The 16,490-nt window shown below is 74.2% G+C and carries 16 protein-coding genes; 7 read left to right on the forward strand and 9 right to left on the reverse strand.

The genetic code is table 11. From position 1 onward, the window contains the following. Position 1 precedes the first annotated feature (1 nt). The 4 genes from ABZX11_RS31940 to ABZX11_RS31955 are packed head-to-tail and all read right to left on the reverse strand — an operon-like array spanning position 2 to position 3,455. The gene (locus tag ABZX11_RS31940; protein WP_176169649.1) at positions 2-337 is read right to left on the reverse strand and encodes a YciI family protein; all 336 of its coding nucleotides are present in this window, start codon (positions 335-337) and stop codon (positions 2-4) included. A gap of 1 nt (position 338) precedes the next feature. After that, positions 339-1,091, reverse strand: coding sequence for an alpha/beta fold hydrolase (locus tag ABZX11_RS31945; RefSeq protein WP_354919933.1), 753 nt, complete (start codon positions 1,089-1,091; stop codon positions 339-341). Beyond that, positions 1,088-2,362 (reverse strand): RNA polymerase sigma factor, encoded by a 1,275-nt coding sequence (locus tag ABZX11_RS31950; protein WP_354919936.1) that lies wholly within the window; start codon positions 2,360-2,362, stop codon positions 1,088-1,090. Before ABZX11_RS31950 ends, ABZX11_RS31945 begins: the two co-directional genes overlap by 4 nt. A 22-nt stretch (positions 2,363-2,384) precedes the next feature. Then, on the reverse strand, positions 2,385-3,455 hold the full coding sequence (locus ABZX11_RS31955; protein WP_176169646.1) for a TetR/AcrR family transcriptional regulator: 1,071 nt from the start codon (positions 3,453-3,455) through the stop codon (positions 2,385-2,387). 86 nt (positions 3,456-3,541) lie between these two features. Between ABZX11_RS31955 and ABZX11_RS31960 the strand changes: the two genes are divergently transcribed. Beyond that, on the forward strand, positions 3,542-4,717 hold the full coding sequence (locus ABZX11_RS31960) for a cytochrome P450 (protein WP_354919939.1): 1,176 nt from the start codon (positions 3,542-3,544) through the stop codon (positions 4,715-4,717). On the opposite strand, the gene ABZX11_RS31965 is transcribed toward ABZX11_RS31960, so the two are convergent. After that, positions 4,700-5,476, reverse strand: coding sequence for a TetR/AcrR family transcriptional regulator (locus ABZX11_RS31965; RefSeq protein ID WP_354919942.1), 777 nt, complete (start codon positions 5,474-5,476; stop codon positions 4,700-4,702). The two genes, ABZX11_RS31960 and ABZX11_RS31965, sit on opposite strands and share 18 nt — an antisense overlap. A gap of 80 nt (positions 5,477-5,556) precedes the next feature. Here ABZX11_RS31965 and ABZX11_RS31970 point away from each other — a divergent pair, with 80 nt between their 5' ends. The 4 genes from ABZX11_RS31970 to ABZX11_RS31985 are packed head-to-tail and all read left to right on the forward strand — an operon-like array spanning position 5,557 to position 10,884. Then, positions 5,557-6,483 (forward strand): ATP-binding cassette domain-containing protein, encoded by a 927-nt coding sequence (locus ABZX11_RS31970; protein ID WP_354919945.1) that lies wholly within the window; start codon positions 5,557-5,559, stop codon positions 6,481-6,483. Then, positions 6,480-7,262 carry an ABC transporter permease gene (locus ABZX11_RS31975; protein ID WP_176169642.1) on the forward strand — a complete coding sequence of 261 codons (783 nt, stop codon included), beginning with the start codon at positions 6,480-6,482 and terminating at the stop codon, positions 7,260-7,262. The genes ABZX11_RS31970 and ABZX11_RS31975 overlap by 4 nt, the downstream gene beginning before the upstream one ends. A gap of 44 nt (positions 7,263-7,306) precedes the next feature. Then, a complete protein-coding gene (locus ABZX11_RS31980) occupies positions 7,307-9,808 on the forward strand; it encodes a DEAD/DEAH box helicase (RefSeq protein ID WP_354919948.1) in 2,502 nt (833 codons plus the stop codon). Further along, entirely contained in the window at positions 9,805-10,884 is a 1,080-nt protein-coding gene (locus ABZX11_RS31985) for an SWIM zinc finger family protein (RefSeq protein WP_354919951.1), read from the forward strand. Before ABZX11_RS31980 ends, ABZX11_RS31985 begins: the two co-directional genes overlap by 4 nt. Positions 10,885-11,167: 283 nt before the next feature. Here ABZX11_RS31985 and ABZX11_RS31990 read toward each other — a convergent pair whose 3' ends face one another. Further along, complete coding sequence (locus tag ABZX11_RS31990) at positions 11,168-12,379, reverse strand: FAD-dependent monooxygenase (protein WP_176169640.1); 1,212 nt, start codon at positions 12,377-12,379, stop codon at positions 11,168-11,170. Between the two features lie 77 nt (positions 12,380-12,456). Here ABZX11_RS31990 and ABZX11_RS31995 point away from each other — a divergent pair, with 77 nt between their 5' ends. Together ABZX11_RS31995 and ABZX11_RS32000 are read left to right on the forward strand one after the other, a co-directional pair. Next, a complete protein-coding gene (locus ABZX11_RS31995) occupies positions 12,457-12,990 on the forward strand; it encodes a helix-turn-helix domain-containing protein (protein ID WP_354919955.1) in 534 nt (177 codons plus the stop codon). An 83-nt stretch (positions 12,991-13,073) separates the two neighbouring features. Further along, positions 13,074-13,568, forward strand: a complete 495-nt coding sequence (locus tag ABZX11_RS32000) for a pyridoxamine 5'-phosphate oxidase family protein (RefSeq protein WP_354919958.1) — start codon at positions 13,074-13,076, stop codon at positions 13,566-13,568. Here ABZX11_RS32000 and ABZX11_RS32005 read toward each other — a convergent pair. Genes ABZX11_RS32005 through ABZX11_RS32015 form a run of 3 tightly spaced genes read right to left on the reverse strand, consistent with a single transcriptional unit; the run spans position 13,565 to position 16,454 of the window. Further along, positions 13,565-15,196 (reverse strand): acyl-CoA dehydrogenase family protein, encoded by a 1,632-nt coding sequence (locus ABZX11_RS32005; RefSeq protein ID WP_354919961.1) that lies wholly within the window; start codon positions 15,194-15,196, stop codon positions 13,565-13,567. The two genes, ABZX11_RS32000 and ABZX11_RS32005, sit on opposite strands and share 4 nt — an antisense overlap. Next, positions 15,180-15,785, reverse strand: coding sequence for a TetR/AcrR family transcriptional regulator (locus tag ABZX11_RS32010; protein WP_354919964.1), 606 nt, complete (start codon positions 15,783-15,785; stop codon positions 15,180-15,182). Before ABZX11_RS32010 ends, ABZX11_RS32005 begins: the two co-directional genes overlap by 17 nt. Positions 15,786-15,806: 21 nt before the next feature. After that, positions 15,807-16,454 carry an NAD(P)-binding domain-containing protein gene (locus ABZX11_RS32015; RefSeq protein WP_354919967.1) on the reverse strand — a complete coding sequence of 216 codons (648 nt, stop codon included), beginning with the start codon at positions 16,452-16,454 and terminating at the stop codon, positions 15,807-15,809. Between the last annotated feature and the right edge of the window lie 36 nt (positions 16,455-16,490).

Genomic DNA, 16,490 nt, shown 5'->3' on the forward strand with positions numbered 1-16,490 from the left:
CTCAGGCGAAGTCCTCCGGTCCGAGCATCGGGCGGACCTCGATGCTGCCGTAGGTCGCGGCCGGGTGGCGGGCGGCGAGTTCGAGGGCTTCGTCGAGGTCGGCGCAGTCCAGGATGACGAAGCCGCCGATCTGTTCCTTGGCTTCGGTGAACGGTCCGTCGGTGAGCAGCACTTCGCCGTCGCGGACGCGGATCGTGGTGGCTTCCGTCGGCGGGCGCAGGCCGCCGCCGCCGCGGATGATGCCGCGGTGCTGCATTTCCTCGCTCCAGCCGCCGCAGCCGTCGTTGGCGTGTTCTTCGGCGGTTTCGTCGCCGCAGATCATCAGCAGGTACTGCATGTCAGCATCCTTCCAGGACGTCGCGCAGGCGGGCGGCGAACGCGTCGGCGTGGGTGTCGAACCCGCCGTGCCCGCCCGGGAACACCTCGGTGCCGGTCCCGAGGGCGGTGGCCAGGTCGCGGGCGGCCCGGTGGACCGGCAGTCCGGTGGACTCCTCGCCGATGGCGACGACCAGGCGGGCCGGGGTGGCCCGCAGTGCGTCGAGGTCGGGCTCGTAGGCGCCCGTCGCCGGCATGAGGTGCCCGAAGAAGTAGGCGAAGTTGCCTTCGGCGCGCGGGTCGAGCGGCGGCGCGGGGTCGACGCCGACCACCTTCATGAACGCGGCGAAGGCGGCAGCGAGGCCTTGTTCGCGGAACAGTGCGGGGACGTCGGGCCCGGCGGGCAGGTAACGGGTGACGGGTGGTTCGTGCAGCACGACGGTGCGGACGTCGGCGGCGTGGTGGCGCAGGTGTTCGAGCAGGGTGATCGCGCCGCCGCTGCTGGCCAGGACGTCGGCGGGGCCGACCTCGGCGAGCAGCCGGTGGACGTCCTCGGCGTGGTCGCGGAGCACGTCCGGGCCGGGCGTGCCGGTGAGGGGGCTGCGGGACAGGCCGCGCGGGTCGTAGGTGACGACGGTGTGGTCTTCGGCCAGCAGCGGCCGGATGTGGGTGAAGACCATGGCGTCGGCGGGGCCGCCGGGGACCAGCAGCAGGATCGGGCCGTGGCCCTGGACGTCGTAGGTGAGCGTGGCGCCGGGAACGGCGAGGGTGGTCATGGGTGTTCCTCCGGTGGTCGGGCTTCACCAGCCCGACGAACGGGCTCGCCGGGGACCGACACCAGTTCCGAGATTCTCCGGGTGAGGTAGGCGCGTTCGGCGTCGGTGCCGGCGAGGTTGCGGGCCTCGCGGTACCAGTGGGCGGCTTCGTCGTGGCGGCCGAGGCGGCGCAGGAAGTCGGCGCGGGTGGCGGCGAGCAGGTGGTAGCCGTGCAGCGGGAGGGCGTCGAGGAGGGCGAGGCCGGCTTCCGGGCCGTCGGCCATGCCGACCGCGATGGCGCGGTTGAGTTCGACGACGGCGCTGGGGACGTGCTTGCGCAGCTGGTCGTAGAGGCCGGTGATCTGGGGCCAGTCGGTGTCGGCGGGGTGGGCGGCGGTGGCGTGGCAGGCGGCGATGGCGGCCTGGATCTGGTAGGGCCCGGGACGGCGGCGCCGCAGCGCGGCCTCCAGGATCCCGGTGCCTTCGGTGATCGCGGCGGTGTCCCAGCGGGTGCGGTCCTGCTCTTCGAGGGGGACGAGGACGCCGCCGTCGTCGGTGCGGGTGGCGCGGCGGGCGTGCTGCAGCAGCATCAGGGCGAGCAGGCCGAGGACTTCGGGTTCGTCGGGCATCAGCTCGGCGAGGGTGCGGGCGAGCCGGAGTGCTTCGGCGGCGAGGTCGGGGCGGAGCAGGTCGGGCCCGGCGCTGGCGGAGTAGCCCTCGCTGAAGGTCAGGTAGAGCACGCCGAGCACGGCGGCGGTGCGTTCGGGCAGCAGGTGCGCGGGCGGGACGCGGTAGGGGATGCGGGCGTGGCGGATCTTGCGCTTCACCCGCACGAGCCGCTGGGACATGGTCGCTTCGGGGACGAGGAAGGCGCGGGCGATCTCGGCGGTGGACAGCCCGGCCAGCGTGCGCAGGGCCAGCGCGACCTGGGCTTCGGTGGCCAGTGCGGGGTGGCAGCAGGTGAAGATGAGCCGCAGCCGGTCGTCGGTGACGCCGCTGTCGTCGGGTTCGGGTTCGTCGTGGACGTCCATGCGGCCGGCCTCCCGGAGCTTGGCGGCGCCGAGGGCGTCGCGGCGGAGCCGGTCGGTGGCCCGGTTGCGGGCGGTGGTGGTCAGCCAGGCGCCGGGCCGGCCGGGGACGCCGTCGCGCGGCCAGGTGCGCAAGGCGAGGGCGAAGGCCTCCTGGGCGCATTCCTCGGCGAGGTCCCAGTCGCCGGTGATCCGGATGAGCGTGGCCACGACCTGGCCCCACTCCTGCCGGAACGCCTCGGCGACCGCGGTCTCGATGTCCACCACCCGCTCCTTCCCGCCGGTTTCACCCCTCCGACGAACGCGACGGCTCCGGACCGACAGCGGCGGCGTGACAGGCGCCGAATCCTTCGGCCCGGGCGACGATCCGGCCGGCTTCGACGCGGACGGCGGTCTCGGTGGCGTCGCTGACGGCGGTGACGCCGGCGGCCGCGGCGAGGTCGCCGCGGGCGTCGCAGACCAGCCGCAGCCGGGGCCGGGCCGGGGCGGCGATCGCCTGGTCGAGGCAGCTGCGCAGGTCGGCGAGGGCGAGCCGGGCCAGCGGGGCGAGTTCGCCGGGGTCGCTGGTGACGAGCACGGCCGTGACGTCGGCGCCGGCGCGGACGGCTTCTTCGAAGGCGGCGGCGCGGTGCAGGCCCAGGACGGTGACGACACCGTCGCCGGGCCGGAAGGTGCCGCCGGTGAGCAGGTCGGTGGCGGACGGCGGGTCCCACGCCCGGCCGTCGGGGACGGCCGGGGTGGTGATCGGCGGCTCGGCCGGCCGGTCGTCGGCGAGGTCCAGGTCGAGCAGGGCGGCGCAGGCGGTGACGAGGTGGAACGGTTCGCCGAAGCCGGGTGCGGCGGCGGCGAGCTGGCTCGCGCCGTGCAGCGTGGTCAGCGCGGCTTCGGCGACGCGCACGAGCCGCCGTCCCGGGCGCACGCGTTCGAGGGCGAGCCCGAGCAGGATCGCTTCGACCTGCATGAGCTGGGCGAACGGGCGGCGGGTGTGGTCGTCGGCGAGGATTTCCGGGAGCAGGTCGCGGGCGAGGCGGGTGTCTTCGCTGTCGCTGTCGGTGGCCAGGGGGAGCCGGGCGATCCAGGCGCGGGCGAACGCGGCGAGGACGTCGGCCGCGGCGGGGTCCGGCGGTGGGGTGGCGGGCCGGGGCGCGTGTTCGGCGAGGTCGGCCAGTACCGCGAAGTAGAGGGCGCGTTTGCCGGGGAAGTTGGAGTAGACCGCGCCGCGGGTGAGCTCGGCGCGTTCGGCGATGACGTCGATCTTCGCCTCGCGGAAGCCGCGCCGGGCGAACTCGTCGCGGGCGGCGGTGAGCACCTTGGCGCGGTTGCGCTCCTGCGTTTCCGCTCGGCTGAGCCTGGCCATCGTCCTCCTTGCCGCGGGGTCGGGAGCCAAGATACCGTCACCACTGAGATGATAAGAACATCTGACTTTAACATCTGGAGTGGTGGATGATCCCCGAGATCGACCTGACCGACCCGAAGGTGCTCACCGACCCGTTCACCGCCTACGACCACGCGCGGGAAGCGGCCGCGGTGGCCAAGCTGGTCATCCCCGGCTTCGGGCCCTTCTGGGCCCTGACCCGCTACCGCGAGGCCCGCGCGATGCTGAGCGACCCGCGGTTCGAGGTGAACTCCGGCAGCTTCCTGCGCCCGCCCGGCCTTCCCGAGCACTGCCTGGCGTACCTGGAGACGATGGCGGAGAAGGACGGGCCGGAGCACCTGCGGCTGCGGCGGCTGGTCGCCCCGGCGTTCACGCCCAAGCGGGCGGCGCAGCTGCGGCCGCGGCTGGCGGCGATCACCGGGCGGCTGCTGGACGAGCTGCCCGGGCACGCCGAGGACGGCGTGGCCGACCTGGTGCCGCACTTCGCGCGGCCGCTGCCGATCGACGTCATCTGCGAGCTGGTCGGCATCCCGGAGGCGGACCGGCCGCGCTGGCGCGGCTACGGCGCCGCGGTGGCCGGCGGGCTGGGCCCGGACTTCGCCGAGGCGATCCCCGCGATCATCGAAGGCGCGAAGGAAGCCGTGGCGCGCAACCGCGCCCAGCCGGGCGACGACCTCATCGGCGAGCTGGTGCGCGTCCAGGCCGAGGACGGTGACCGGCTCACCGACACGGAGCTGGTCACCCTGGTCTGGCACTTGGTCCTGGGCGGGCAGACGCCGGTGAACCTCATCGCCAACGCCGTCGAGACGCTGCTGCGGCACCCGGACCAGCTGGACCTGCTGCGGGCGGACCCGGGGTTGTGGCCGGGCGCGGTGGAGGAGCTGATGCGCTTCTGCAGCCCGCAGCTGCTGGCCACTCCGCGGTTCGCGCGCGAAGACGTCGAGATCGACGGCCGGCTGATCGGCAAGGGCGAGCGGGTGACGGCGGCGCTGGTGGCCGCCGATCGCGACCCGCGGGTGTTCGCCGAGCCGGACCGCTTCGACGTCACCCGGTCGGGGCCGGCGCAGCTGGGCTTCTCGCACGGGCCGCACTTCTGCCTGGGCGCGTCGATTTCGCGGGTGCAGACCGAGGTGGCGTTGTCGATGCTGTTCGACCGGTTCCCGGACCTGGCGCTGACCGAGGACGTGCCGCGGGCACCCGACGGCGGCACCTGGCGCCCCGCCCGGCTACTGCTGGCGCTGTAGAACGAGCATTTCGATGCCGTCGAGGACGCGGGCGAGGCCGAAGCGGAAGGCGTGGGCCGGGTTTTCGGCGGCGTTGTGGGCCGCGCCGGCGGCTTGGCCGACGCGGGAGGAGATCGGGTAGTGCGCCGCGTCGGCGGCCGGGATGCCGGCCAGCACCGGCCAGGCGCGCTCCCACCACTGGGCGTCGGTCAGGCCGGTGGTGCGGGCCAGGCGGGCGTTGTCGAGCGAGCTGCGCGCGGTGGTGCGGACCAGGCCGGTGACGAGGCCGGCCACGGCGTCCATCTCGACGTCGCCGAGGCCGATGCCCTCGACCGCGCGCAGCTCGCGCTCGTACTTGGCGAAGCTGTTCGGGCCGAGCGGCGGGCGGCCGGTGGGGACCTGCAGCAGCCAGGGGTGGCGGTGCAGCAGCGCCCACTGGTCTTCGGCGACGGCGGTCAGCGCGGCCCGCCAGCCGAGGCCCTCCTCGGGGTCGGTCAGCTCGCCGTGGACGTGGTCGGTCATCAGGTCCAGCAGCTCGGCCCGGCCGGGTACGTAGGTGTAGAGGGACATGGGGGAGACGCCGAGCTGTTCGGCGACCCGGCGGATGGTGACCGCGTCGAGGTCCTCGGCGTCGGCGAGCGCGACCGCGGCGCGGACGACGTCGGCGGTGGCGAGCTTGGGTTTCGGGCCGCGGCGCGGGGGTGGCGAGATGCCCCAGAGCAGCTCGATCGCCCGCCGCGGGTCGCCGTCACCGTTCTCCTGCGTGCTCACCCCGGTCATTCTGCCCACCCGATTTCCGTACGACGTACAGAGTTGTGCTAACCTGTTCTCTGTACATCGTACATAGTTAAGGGGGCGGGTTGATTCCACAGATCCACGCCGAGGGGCTCCGCAAGCGCTACGGCGACAGCTACGCCCTCGACGGGTTCGACCTCTCGGTCCCGGCCGGCACCCTGTGCGGCCTGCTGGGCCCCAACGGCGCGGGTAAAACCACCGCGGTCCGCGTGCTCTCGACCCTGCTGCGTCACGACGGCGGCATCGCCCGGGTCGCCGGGTTCGACGTCGCCACCGAACCGGCGCAGGTGCGCTCGGCGATCGGGCTGGTCGGGCAGCAGGCCGCGGTCGACGAGATCCTGTCCGGGCGGCAGAACCTGGTCCTGTTCGGCCGCCTGCACCACCTGGGCCGCCGCGAGGCGACCCACCGCGCGGACGAGCTGCTCGAACGGTTCGGCCTGGCCGAGACCGGGGCGAAGCCGGTGTCGGCCTACTCGGGCGGGATGCGGCGGCGCCTGGACCTGGCCGCGTCACTGCTGGCGGCGCCGCGGGTGCTGTTCCTGGACGAGCCGACGACCGGGCTGGACCCGCGCAGCCGCAGCGAAGTCTGGACGGCGGTGCGGTCGCTGGTCGCCGACGGCACGACGGTGCTGCTCACGACGCAGTACCTGGAGGAGGCCGACCGGCTGGCCGACCGGATCTCGCTGGTCGAGCACGGCCGTGTGGTCGCCGAAGGCACCCCGGCGGAGCTGAAGGGCTCCCTCGGCGCGACCCGGATCGAGCTGGTGCTCTCCGATCCGGACGCTCTGGGCGCCGCGGCGGCGCTGCTGGCCCGGGTCACCGGTGCCGCGCCGGTGACCGAGGAGCTGAGGGTCAGCGCGCCGGCCGAGCCGTCGATGCTGACCGACGTCGTGCGGGCGCTGGCGGCGGCCGAGCTGCCGTTCGCCGACGTGGCGCTGCGGCACCCGACGCTGGACGAAGTGTTCCTGGAGCTGACGGGGGTGGCGCGATGAGGTGGGCGGTCGAAGACGGCTGGACGATGGCCGGGCGTTACCTGGCGCAGCTGGCGCGGCGCCCGGCCCGGCTGGCCACGGTGGTGGCGTTCCCGATCCTGATGGTGCTGATCTTCGCCTACCTGCTCGGCGGCGGGATGAGCGTGCCCGGCGGCGGTTCCTACCGGGAGTTCCTGCTGCCGGGGATGTTCGCGATGACCATGGCCTTCGGGCTCTCGGGCACGATGATCGCGGTGCTGGACGACACCGGCAAGGGCGTCACCGACCGGTTCCGGTCGCTGCCGATGGCACCCTCGGCGGTGTTCACCGGCCGGGTGGCGGCGGACCTGGTCAACGCCGTGCTGGCCCTGGCCGTGCTGGCCGGGTGCGGCCTCGTCGTCGGCTGGCGCCCGCACGGCACCCTCGGCGAGACGCTGGCCGCGTTCGGCCTGCTGCTCCTGCTGCGCACGGCACTGGTGTGGGCCGGGATCTACCTGGGCCTGCTGACGTCGGACCCGGCGATGGTGACACTGGCGCAGACGCTGGAGTTCCCGTTCGGCTTCCTGTCCAGCGCGTTCGTGGCGACCTCGACGATGCCGGCGTGGCTGGGAACCGTGGCCGAGTGGAACCCGTTGTCCGCCACGGTGACCGCGGCGCGGGTGCTGTTCGGCAACCCCGGCGCGGCCGGGACGTCGTGGGTGAGTGCGCACGCGGTGCCGATGGCGGTGGCCTGGCCGCTGGTGCTGCTGGCGGTGTTCGTGCCGTTGTCGGTGCGCCGGTACGGGAGGCTGGGGAACTGAACGTCCATTTCGAACCGGGCGAACCACCGCGGGCGGGACGGCTGGTGGTCGACGGCCGCGAGCTGTCCGTCGCGGGCGCGCTGCCGGAACTGCTGGCCGGCCCCGATCCCTTCTGGGCGACCGCGGCGCGGGCCGCGCTGCGGCTGGTGGCGGCGGGACGGCTGCTGCCGGGGGTGACCGCGGCCGGGTACGACGCCTGGCGCGCCGGGCCGCTGGAACCGGCGGAAGCGGCGTGGCTGCGGGACCTTGCGGCCGCGATGCCATCGGACGAGCGCGCGCCGGGGCCGCTGCTGCGGGCGTTCCTCGACGCCGTCGCCGACACGCTGCCGCGCACGCCGGCCGCGGCCAAGGCGGCGGGGACGCGGTTGTTCGCCGCCGTCGCGCCGCAGCGCGCGGACGCCCTGCGCGACTGGGCGGACGAGCTGGCCGCCGGCCTGGATTCGGGCATCCGGGTGTCCCTGCGGGTGGAGGCGCCGGACGGGTTCGCCGCGGGCCGGTACCGGGCCGTGGTCCAGGTGCACAGCCTGGCCGATCCGGCGCAGGTCGCCGACGCGGCGCAGCTGTGGGAGACGGGGCGGTTCGGGCCCCGGGCGCGCATCGACGTGCTGCTGGCGCTGCGCCGCGGCGCGCAGGTGTGGCCGGCGCTGGGGCCGTTGCTGACCTCGGCGGTGCCCGGCGAGCTCGAGCTGGGCGAGGACGACGTCACCGAGCTGGTCGCGGCCGCGGCGCCGCGGCTGGCGGCGGCCGGGATCGACCTGCACTGGCCGGCCGGGCTGGCGGGCTCGCTGACCGCGCGGGCGGTCGTGCGGGCCGGCGACGCCCCGGGTGACCTGCCCTCGTTCTTCGGCGGCGGGCGCGCGCTGGCGTTCGACTGGCAGCTCGCGCTGGGCGGGGAGGTGCTGACCGAGGCGGAACTGGACGCCCTCGCCGAAGCACGGCGTCCGGTGGTGCGGCTGCGGGACCACTGGGTGCTGGTCGACCCGGCGCTGGCGGCGAAGGCGCGGGAGCGGGCGCTCAAGCCGCTGAAGCCGGTCGATGCGCTGGGCGCGGTGCTGGCGGGGACCACCGAGGTCGACGGCGAGGTGGTCGAGGTCGTCACCGGCGGCTGGCTGGCCCGGCTGCGGGAACGGCTGTCCGCGCCGGCGGAACCGCAGGCGGCGCCGTCCGGGCTGGCCGCGACGCTGCGGGACTACCAGCTGCGGGGGCTGCAGTGGCTGGCCACCGTCACCGGCCTCGGGCTGGGCGGGTGCCTGGCCGACGACATGGGCCTCGGCAAGACGGTCACGCTGATCGCGCTGCACCTGCACCGGGCGTCGGGGCCGACGCTGGTGGTGTGCCCGGCGTCGCTGCTGGGCAACTGGGAACGGGAGATCCGCCGGTTCGCCCCCGGCGTGCCGGTGCGGCGCTTCCACGGCAGCGCCCGGTCCCTCGACGAGCCCGACGGGTTCGTCCTGACCACCTACGGCACGCTGCGCGCCGATCCCGCGCCATTGGCCGCGGTGCGCTGGGGCCTGCTGGTCGCCGATGAGGCCCAGCACGTCAAAAACCACCGATCGGGCACGGCGAAGGCGTTGCGGCTGGTGCCGTCGGCGGCGCGGGTGGCGCTGACCGGGACGCCGGTGGAGAACACGCTCTCGGAGCTGTGGGCGATCCTCGACTGGACCACGCCGGGCCTGCTGGGGTCGTCGGGCGAGTTCCGGGCACGCTGGGCGAAGCCGATCGAGGCGGGCGACCCGGCCGCGGCGGAGCGGCTGGCCCGGTTGCTGCGGCCGTTCCTGCTGCGGCGGCGCAAGTCCGATCCGGGGATCGCGCCCGAGCTGCCGTCGAAGACCGAGACCGACCGGCCGGTGGCGTTGAGCGCGGAGCAGGTGGCGCTCTACGAGGCGGTCGTGCGGGAGATGCTGGCCGAGATCGCCGCGAGTGACGGGATGGCCCGGCGCGGCCGGATCGTGACGCTGCTGACCGCGCTCAAGCAGATCTGCAACCACCCCGCGCAGTACCTGAAACAGCCGGGTGGCCGGTCGGGGAAGGTGGAGCTGCTCGACGAGCTGCTGGACACCATCCTCGCCGAGGGCGGCGCGGTGCTGGTGTTCACCCAGTACGTCGCGATGGCGCGGCTGCTGGAGAAGCACCTGGCCGGGCGCGGGATCGCGACGCAGCTGCTGCACGGCGGGACACCGGTGGCGCGGCGGGAGGAGCTGGTGGCGCGGTTCCAGAACGGTGAGGTGCCGGTGTTCCTGCTGTCGCTGAAGGCGGCCGGGACGGGCCTGAACCTCACCCGCGCCGACCACGTCGTGCACTTCGACCGCTGGTGGAACCCGGCGGTGGAGGACCAGGCGACCGACCGGGCGTACCGGATCGGGCAGACCCGGCCGGTCCAGGTGCACCGGCTGGTCGCCGAGGGCACGGTGGAGGACCGGATCGCGGCGATGCTGCGGGAGAAGCGGGCGCTGGCCGAGGCGGTGCTGGCCGGTGGCGATGCCGCGTTGACGGAACTGTCGGACACCGAGCTGGCGGAGCTGGTCGAGCTGAGGAGCCGCGGATGAGCGACGACCGGGTGCGCGGCTTTCCCGCGTTCGGACCGGGCGGGCACCCGACCCGCTCCTGGTGGGGCCGGGCGTGGGTACGCGCGATGGAGGACACGGCGCTGGACCTGCGTCAGCTGAAGAAGGGGCGCAAGTACGCCGCGGCCGGCCTGGTCGGCCCGATCACGGTCAGCCCGGGCCGGATCGCGGCGGTGGTCGAGGACGCCGACGGCGGCCCGTACCGCACCCAGCTGCGGCTGGCGGAACTGCCGGAGGCGGAGTGGACGCGGTTGCTCGACCGCGTCGCCGCCCGCGCCGGGCACCTGGCGGCCCTGCTGGACCGGGACCTGCCACCCGACCTGGCCGGCGTCGACCTGCTGCCGGGGATCGGCGACCTCGACCCCGAGTGCGACTGCCCGGGCTGGGAGCTGCCGTGCCGGCACGCGGCGGCGTTGTCGTTCCAGGCGTCGTGGCTGCTGGACGCGGATCCGTTCCTGGTGCTGTTGCTGCGGGGCAAGGGCGAGCGGGAGATCCGGGAGGAGCTGGAGAGCCGCACGGCGCCGGTGCCGGTCGCGGAGCCCGCCGCCGACCGGGTGCCGGGGGAGCTGCCCGATCTCGACGCGTTCCGCCCGTCGGGCGCGCCGTCGATCCCGGCGGCCCCGGGCGTGCCGGCCGAGGCGTTCGCGCTGCTGGCGGCCAACGCGGCCGGCCAGGCGGAGGCACTGCTGGCGGGGCGGGGGTGGCCGGGACGGCGGCACGACGCGGTCCGCCTGGCGGCGGAGTTCCCCGCGGTGGAGCCGCGGCTGGGCGAGGGCACCGAGTTCGCGCGGGCGGTCGCGGCGTGGCGGTACGGCGGGCCGGACGGGCTGGAGGTGCTCGAGACGTCGTGGACGCCGCCGAAGCCGGTGCTGGCGGCCGCGCGGGCGGCGCTGGTGGAGGCCGAGGGGGAGCCGGTGTTCGAGCGGAACCGGTGCACGGTCGGGCTTGTGCAGTTGCGGCTGGACCGCCGGGGCCGCTGGCACCCGTACCGGCTCGAGGGCGGGGAGTGGTGGCCCGCGGGGACGCCGGAGCGGGATCCGGGGCTGTTGGCGGGCTGAGCGAGACCCCGGGCCGGGCCGGCGACTGGCCGGCAGGGGACGCCAGAGCTCGTGGTCGTCGTTCGCCGCTCGACCTGCCCGGTGCGGCGGGCGGAAATCCGCCGGATTTCGCGGTATCCAGCGCGCTACTCGTTGTCTCCTGTCCCCGACGGCGGGTTCCGCCGGGCCACTGGGGGTGCGGGCGCGCGGGTTCACTCCCGCGCGCCCGCCCGGTATCCGCCGGTGACCGACATCCGTCGTCGAAAGCTGGAGGGGGCCGTCACCACCGGGTCCCCTCCAGCCCTCAGGCCGTGGTCTTCGCCGCGTAGTCCTTGACCTGCATCGAGTCGTGCATGCGCACGCCGCCGGTGTTGAGCTTCGCGACCGCCCGCGTCAGCCCGGCCGGCAACGCCGAGACCAGCTGGCCGCCGCGGGCCAGCGCCCACACCCCGGCGCGCGACGCGGGGATCAGGCTGCGTGCGGCTCCGGCGGCGAAGGCCCGGCTGCGCCGCACCAGCTCGCCCATTTCGCGTTCGTAGGCGGGGAAGGCGCGTTCGTGGTCGCCGCCGGCTTCGGCGAGCTCGCCGGCGAGGACGTACGCGCCGAGCACGGCGAGGCTGGTGCTGCCGCCGACGGCCGGGCCGGGGCAGTAGCCGGCGTCGCCGACGAGGGTCACCCGGCCGCGGGACCACGTGTCCAGGCGCAGCTGGGTGATCGAGTCGAAGTAGAACGGGCCGGGGCCGTCGAGCCCGGCCAGCCAGCCGTCGACCTGCGGGTGCATCCCGGAGAACGCTGCCCGGAGCAGCTGCTGCTGCCGGGGGACGTCGCGGTGGTGGTAGTCCAGCGGCTCTGCGCGGCGGAAGAGGAACACCGCGCGCGCGTCGTCCAGGTGCCGGGCGCTGTAGAGCGAGGCGCTGCGCCCGGGCCCGACGTGGGTGACCGCTTCGCCGTCGAGGCCGAACTTGCCGGGCAGGGACAGCACGGCGAGGTAGGCGCCGATGAACGTGGTCAGCCCGGCCTCTTCGCCGAACACCAGACGCCGGACGGTGGAGTGCAGGCCGTCGGCGCCGACGACGAGGTCGAACCGGCGGGCCGGTGCGTGCTCGAAGGTGACGTCGCCGTCGGGGGAGATGGCGGTGACCGAGTCGCCGAAGAGGTACTCGACGTCGTCGCGGCCGGCGTCGTAGTAGATCTCGGACAGGTCGTCGCGCATGATCTCGACGTGCCGGTCGGAGGTGGCCTGGAAGACCTTCGACAGGTCCACCCCGAGGGGACGGCGGCTGCCTTCGCGGTGCACCGTCATCCGGGTCGTGCCGGTGGCGAGGGCGGTCACGCGCGGCAGGACGCCCATCTTTTCGGTGATGTCCATGGCCGGGCGGAAGAGGTCGACGGCGTGGCCGCCGGTCTTGCGCAGCGCCGGTGCGCGCTCGACCACGGTGACGTCGAAGCCGTGCCGGGTGAGCCAGTACGCCAGCACGGGGCCGGCGATGCTGGCGCCGGAGACGAGGATCCGCATGAGTACCTCCCTGACTTAACGGTAGGTAAGTTGTACCACAGGTCCTTACCTATCGTTAAGTCAGTTATGCTGGGGCGGTGCCGAGGCCTTCCGACACCAAGCAGCGCATCCTCGACGTCGCCCGCGAACTGTTCAGCAGCCAAGGCGTCCAGCGCACCAGCCTGCAGGACATCGCCGACCGGCTCGGCATCACCAAGCCCGCGCTCTACTACCACTTCCCCTCGCGCGACGACCTGGTCCGCAGCATCGTCCGGCCCCTGCTCGACGACGGCGAGAAGTTCCTCCTCGACCAGGAAGCCCGCGGCGACGCCCCGGTGCGCGAGCTGATCGAAGGCTTCTTCGACTTCAACTACCGCCACCGCGCCGACGTGGTGATGCTGCTGGCCGAGATGCCCACCCTGGCCGACCTGGGCCTGATCGACCGTGTCCTGGGCTGGCGCACCCGCCTCACCGCCCTGATCTGCGGCCCGGACCCGACGCTGGCGCAGCAGACCCGCGCCATCCTGGCCCTCGGCGGCCTGCAGGACGTCTGCATGCAGTTCCCGGACGTCCCGGTCGAGGACCTGCGCGCCGCCGCGGTCGCCGGCGCGCTCGACGCCCTCGGCCGCTGAAAAATCTCCGCCGGCGTGTCGAGAACGCCCGTGCGGCTCCGTCCCCGGGGCAGAAGAGGCCCCGCACGGAGAAGGAGACAACCATGCCGCAGCACGAGATCACCGAGGTGCTCGACCGCCCGCTCAGCAGGGAGCTGCTGGCCCGCGACCTGACCCGGCTGGCCTACGTCGCCAAGGACGGCACCCCGCGCAGCATCCCGATCGCCTTCACCTGGAACGGCACGGAGATCGTCATGTGCACGGCGAAGAACTCCCCGAAGCTGCCGTCCCTGCGCGCCAACCCGGCGGTCGCCCTGACCATCGACACCGAGTCGCACCCGCCCAAGATCCTCCTCATCCGCGGCCGCGTGGAACTGGACGTCGTCGACGGCATCCCGGACGAGTACCTGCAGCTGAACGGCAGCTACGAGATGACCCCCGAGCAGCGGGTCGAGTGGGAACGCGAGGTCCGTTCCCTCTACGACGGCATGGTGCGGATCGTCCTCACCCCGACCTGGGCGAAGCTGATCGACTTCGAGACCACCCTGCCCAGCGCCGTCGAGGAGCTGGCCCGGCGGCGGGCCGAGCGGGCCGGTTAACCGGCCGCGGCGCGCTCGATGATCGCTCCCGTGTCCACACCGGCCGGGAGCGTGCCGAACGCGATGCCCCAGTCGCCGCCGAACCGGGACGCGCAGAACGCGTCCGCCACCGCCGGGTGGCCGTGGCGGACCAGCAGCGATCCCTGCAGCACCAGCGCCATCGCCTCGACCAGCCGCCTCGCGCGGTACTCGATGCCCTCGAGGTCGGTCAGCTCCTTGCGGACGCGGTCCACCGCGTCGTCCAGCCGGGTGTCGCCGCCGGCCGCCTGGTCCACCTCGGCGAAGAACGCCGCCATCGACTCCGGCTGGCGGCCCATCGCGCGCAACGCGTCCAGCGCCGCCACGTTGCCCGAGCCCTCCCAGATCGACGACAGCGGCGCCTCCCGGTAGAGCCGCGGCATGCCCGACTCTTCGACGTACCCGTTGCCGCCGAAGCACTCCAGTGCCTCGGCCGCGTGCGCCGGGGCACGCTTGCACACCCAGTACTTCGACACCGCCAGCCCCAGCCGGCGGAACGCCTGCTCCTGCTCGTCGTCGCGCCGGTCGCCCGCCGCGGCCAGCCGCATCGCCACCGTCGTCGCCGCCTCGGACTCCAGCACCAGGTCGGCCAGGACGTTCGCCATCAGCGGCTGGTCCACCAGCGCCTTGCCGAACGCCCGCCGGTGCGTCGCGTGGTGCACCGCCCGGACCGCTCCCAGCCGCATGCCCGACGCGCTGCCCAGCGTGCAGTCCAGCCGGGTGTTGTTGACCATCTCGATGATCGTGCGGACCCCGCGGCCCTCCTCGCCGACCAGCCAGCCGACCGCGTGGTCGTACTCGATCTCCGACGAGGCGTTCGACCGGTTGCCGAGCTTGTCCTTCAGCCGCTGCAGCCGGATCGGGTTGCGCGAGCCGTCCGGCAGAACGCGGGGGAGCAGGAAGCACGACAGCCCGCCCGGGGCCTGCGCCAGCGTCAGGAATACGTCGCACATCGGCGCCGAGGTGAACCACTTGTGCCCGACCAGGGTGTAGCTGCCGTCCGCCGACGACACCGAGGGGGTCGCGGTGGTCGTGTTCGCCCGCACGTCCGAGCCGCCCTGCTTCTCCGTCATCGACATGCCCGCGAGCAGGCCGCGCTTGGCCGAGGGCTCCCGCAGCCCGAAGTCGTACTCGGTCGCCGCCAGCAGCGGCTCGTACCGCGCCGCCAGCTCCGGGTTGGCCCGCAGCGCCGGGATCGCCGCGTAGGTCATCGAGATCGGGCAGCTGTGCCCGGCTTCGACCTGGCCCCAGACGTAGAACTTCGCCGCCCGCGCCGCGTGCGCCCCTTCGCGCGGATCCCGCCACGGCGTGCCGTGCAGGCCGTGCGCGGTCGCCACCTTCATCAGCTCGTGCCAGTACGGGTGGAACTCGACCTCGTCGATCCGGTGGCCGTAGCGGTCGTGCGTGCGCAGCACCGGCTCGTTCTCGTTGACCAGCCGGCCCCACTCCTGCGCCTGCTCGGTGCCGGCCAGCCGGCCCAGCTCGTGCAGTTCGCCGGCCGCCCAGCCCGCACCGGCCCGCTCCAGCCCGGCCAGCAGCGCCGGGTCGTCGGCGACGTCGTGGCCCACCAGCGGCGGGACCTGGTTGGTGACCTCATGCGTGGTGGGCATCGGAACCTCCAAGAGCACGAAGGATGAACAGGCGAAGCTCGGCGACGTCACCGGCGTTCCCGCTGGTCAACGGGCCGATCAGGACTTCGGCGGCGGCACCCACCAGCGCGGCGGCCGTCAGCCTGCCGTCCTGGGGCGGCAGCGAGCCGTCCCGGACCCCGGCGGCCACGTGCTCGGCGATGACCTCGGTGTAAGCCCGCCGGAACTCCAGCCGCTCGGCGTCGATGAGCGCGTCGACCGGCTCCGCGAGCAGCGCGTACGCCTGCTTCGGCGCCTTGAGGGCACGCTGGGCGAAGGTCTCGACGGCCGCCAGCACCCGCTCGGCCGGGTCGCCCGCCGCCGCCGAGGCCGCGCGGACCGCCTCGACCTCCCGGGTCACCACCTGCCGGAAGACGTGCACGACCAGCTCGGCCTTGGTGGGGAAGTGCTGGTACACACTGCCGACGGCCACCCCGGCGCGCTCGGCGACCGCGGCGACCGAGCAGCCGCCGTAACCGTGTTCGGCCAGCTGCCGGGTCGCCGCGGCGACGATCGTCTCGCGCTGGGCGTCGAGGCGTTCCTGCACCTTCGGGGTGCGGCGGTAGGGCACGGCAAGAAGTGAAGCACTGATTCATTGCTTCAGCAAGGCCGGATCCACGTCGGGCACCGCGAACCGCGGGTTGTGCCCCGCGGCCACCACCCGCATCACGAACCCCGCCGCTTCCTCCAGCTGCCGGGCCCCGGAGAGCCCACCCACCACGGCGGCCCGCCCACCGAGGTCCCGGACCAGCGCCCCGGCCTGCTCGAGCGCACCCGGCCCGTCACCGCAGATCGCCACGACCGGCGCCTCCGCCACCGGCCCCGCGAACGGCCACGAACCACCGGCGAACAGGTGAAGCGCCTTCACCACGAACGCCCCGGGGGCCGAGCAAGCCACCACCTCGGCCGCCGAGCCCGACGCAGGCCGCAGCGCACCGGTCGCGTAGTCCACCGCATTGGTGCAATCGATCACGGTCTTGCCCGCCAACGTCCCGCCGGGACCGCCGACGAGGAAGAGGGCAGCCTCGAGCCCGTCCCAGGCGATCGCGACCACGACCACGTCGACCCGGCCCGCGAAGCCGCCCGGGTCGACGGCACTCGCCGCGGCCCCGATCCGGGCAGCCGCTTCGCCGGCCCGCACCGCGTCGCGCCCGGTGAGCACCAGCGAATGCCCCGCCGAAGCCCACGCCCGCCCCAGCGTCACAGCCAGGTTGCCGGTACCCAAAATGCCCACGGTCACAACGATCTCCTTCAACCGGAAGAGGGGTCACCGAGA

Source organism: Amycolatopsis sp. NPDC004169 (assembly GCF_040610315.1).
In the GTDB taxonomy this organism is placed as follows: domain Bacteria; phylum Actinomycetota; class Actinomycetes; order Mycobacteriales; family Pseudonocardiaceae; genus Amycolatopsis.

Excerpts from the sequence above, each read along its gene's own strand:
- ABZX11_RS32000 (WP_354919958.1), top strand. The coding sequence starts at position 13,074 with ATGCCGCAGCACGAGATCACCGAGGTGCTCGACCGCCCGCTCAGCAGG.
- ABZX11_RS32005 (WP_354919961.1), bottom strand. The coding sequence starts at position 15,196 with ATGCCCACCACGCATGAGGTCACCAACCAGGTCCCGCCGCTGGTGGGC.
- ABZX11_RS31975 (WP_176169642.1), top strand. The coding sequence starts at position 6,480 with ATGAGGTGGGCGGTCGAAGACGGCTGGACGATGGCCGGGCGTTACCTG.
- ABZX11_RS31965 (WP_354919942.1), bottom strand. The coding sequence starts at position 5,476 with ATGACCGGGGTGAGCACGCAGGAGAACGGTGACGGCGACCCGCGGCGG.
- ABZX11_RS31985 (WP_354919951.1), top strand. The coding sequence starts at position 9,805 with ATGAGCGACGACCGGGTGCGCGGCTTTCCCGCGTTCGGACCGGGCGGG.
- ABZX11_RS31955 (WP_176169646.1), bottom strand. The coding sequence starts at position 3,455 with ATGGCCAGGCTCAGCCGAGCGGAAACGCAGGAGCGCAACCGCGCCAAG.
- ABZX11_RS31940 (WP_176169649.1), bottom strand. The coding sequence starts at position 337 with ATGCAGTACCTGCTGATGATCTGCGGCGACGAAACCGCCGAAGAACAC.
- ABZX11_RS31990 (WP_176169640.1), bottom strand. The coding sequence starts at position 12,379 with ATGCGGATCCTCGTCTCCGGCGCCAGCATCGCCGGCCCCGTGCTGGCG.
- ABZX11_RS31960 (WP_354919939.1), top strand. The coding sequence starts at position 3,542 with ATGATCCCCGAGATCGACCTGACCGACCCGAAGGTGCTCACCGACCCG.
- ABZX11_RS31945 (WP_354919933.1), bottom strand. The coding sequence starts at position 1,091 with ATGACCACCCTCGCCGTTCCCGGCGCCACGCTCACCTACGACGTCCAG.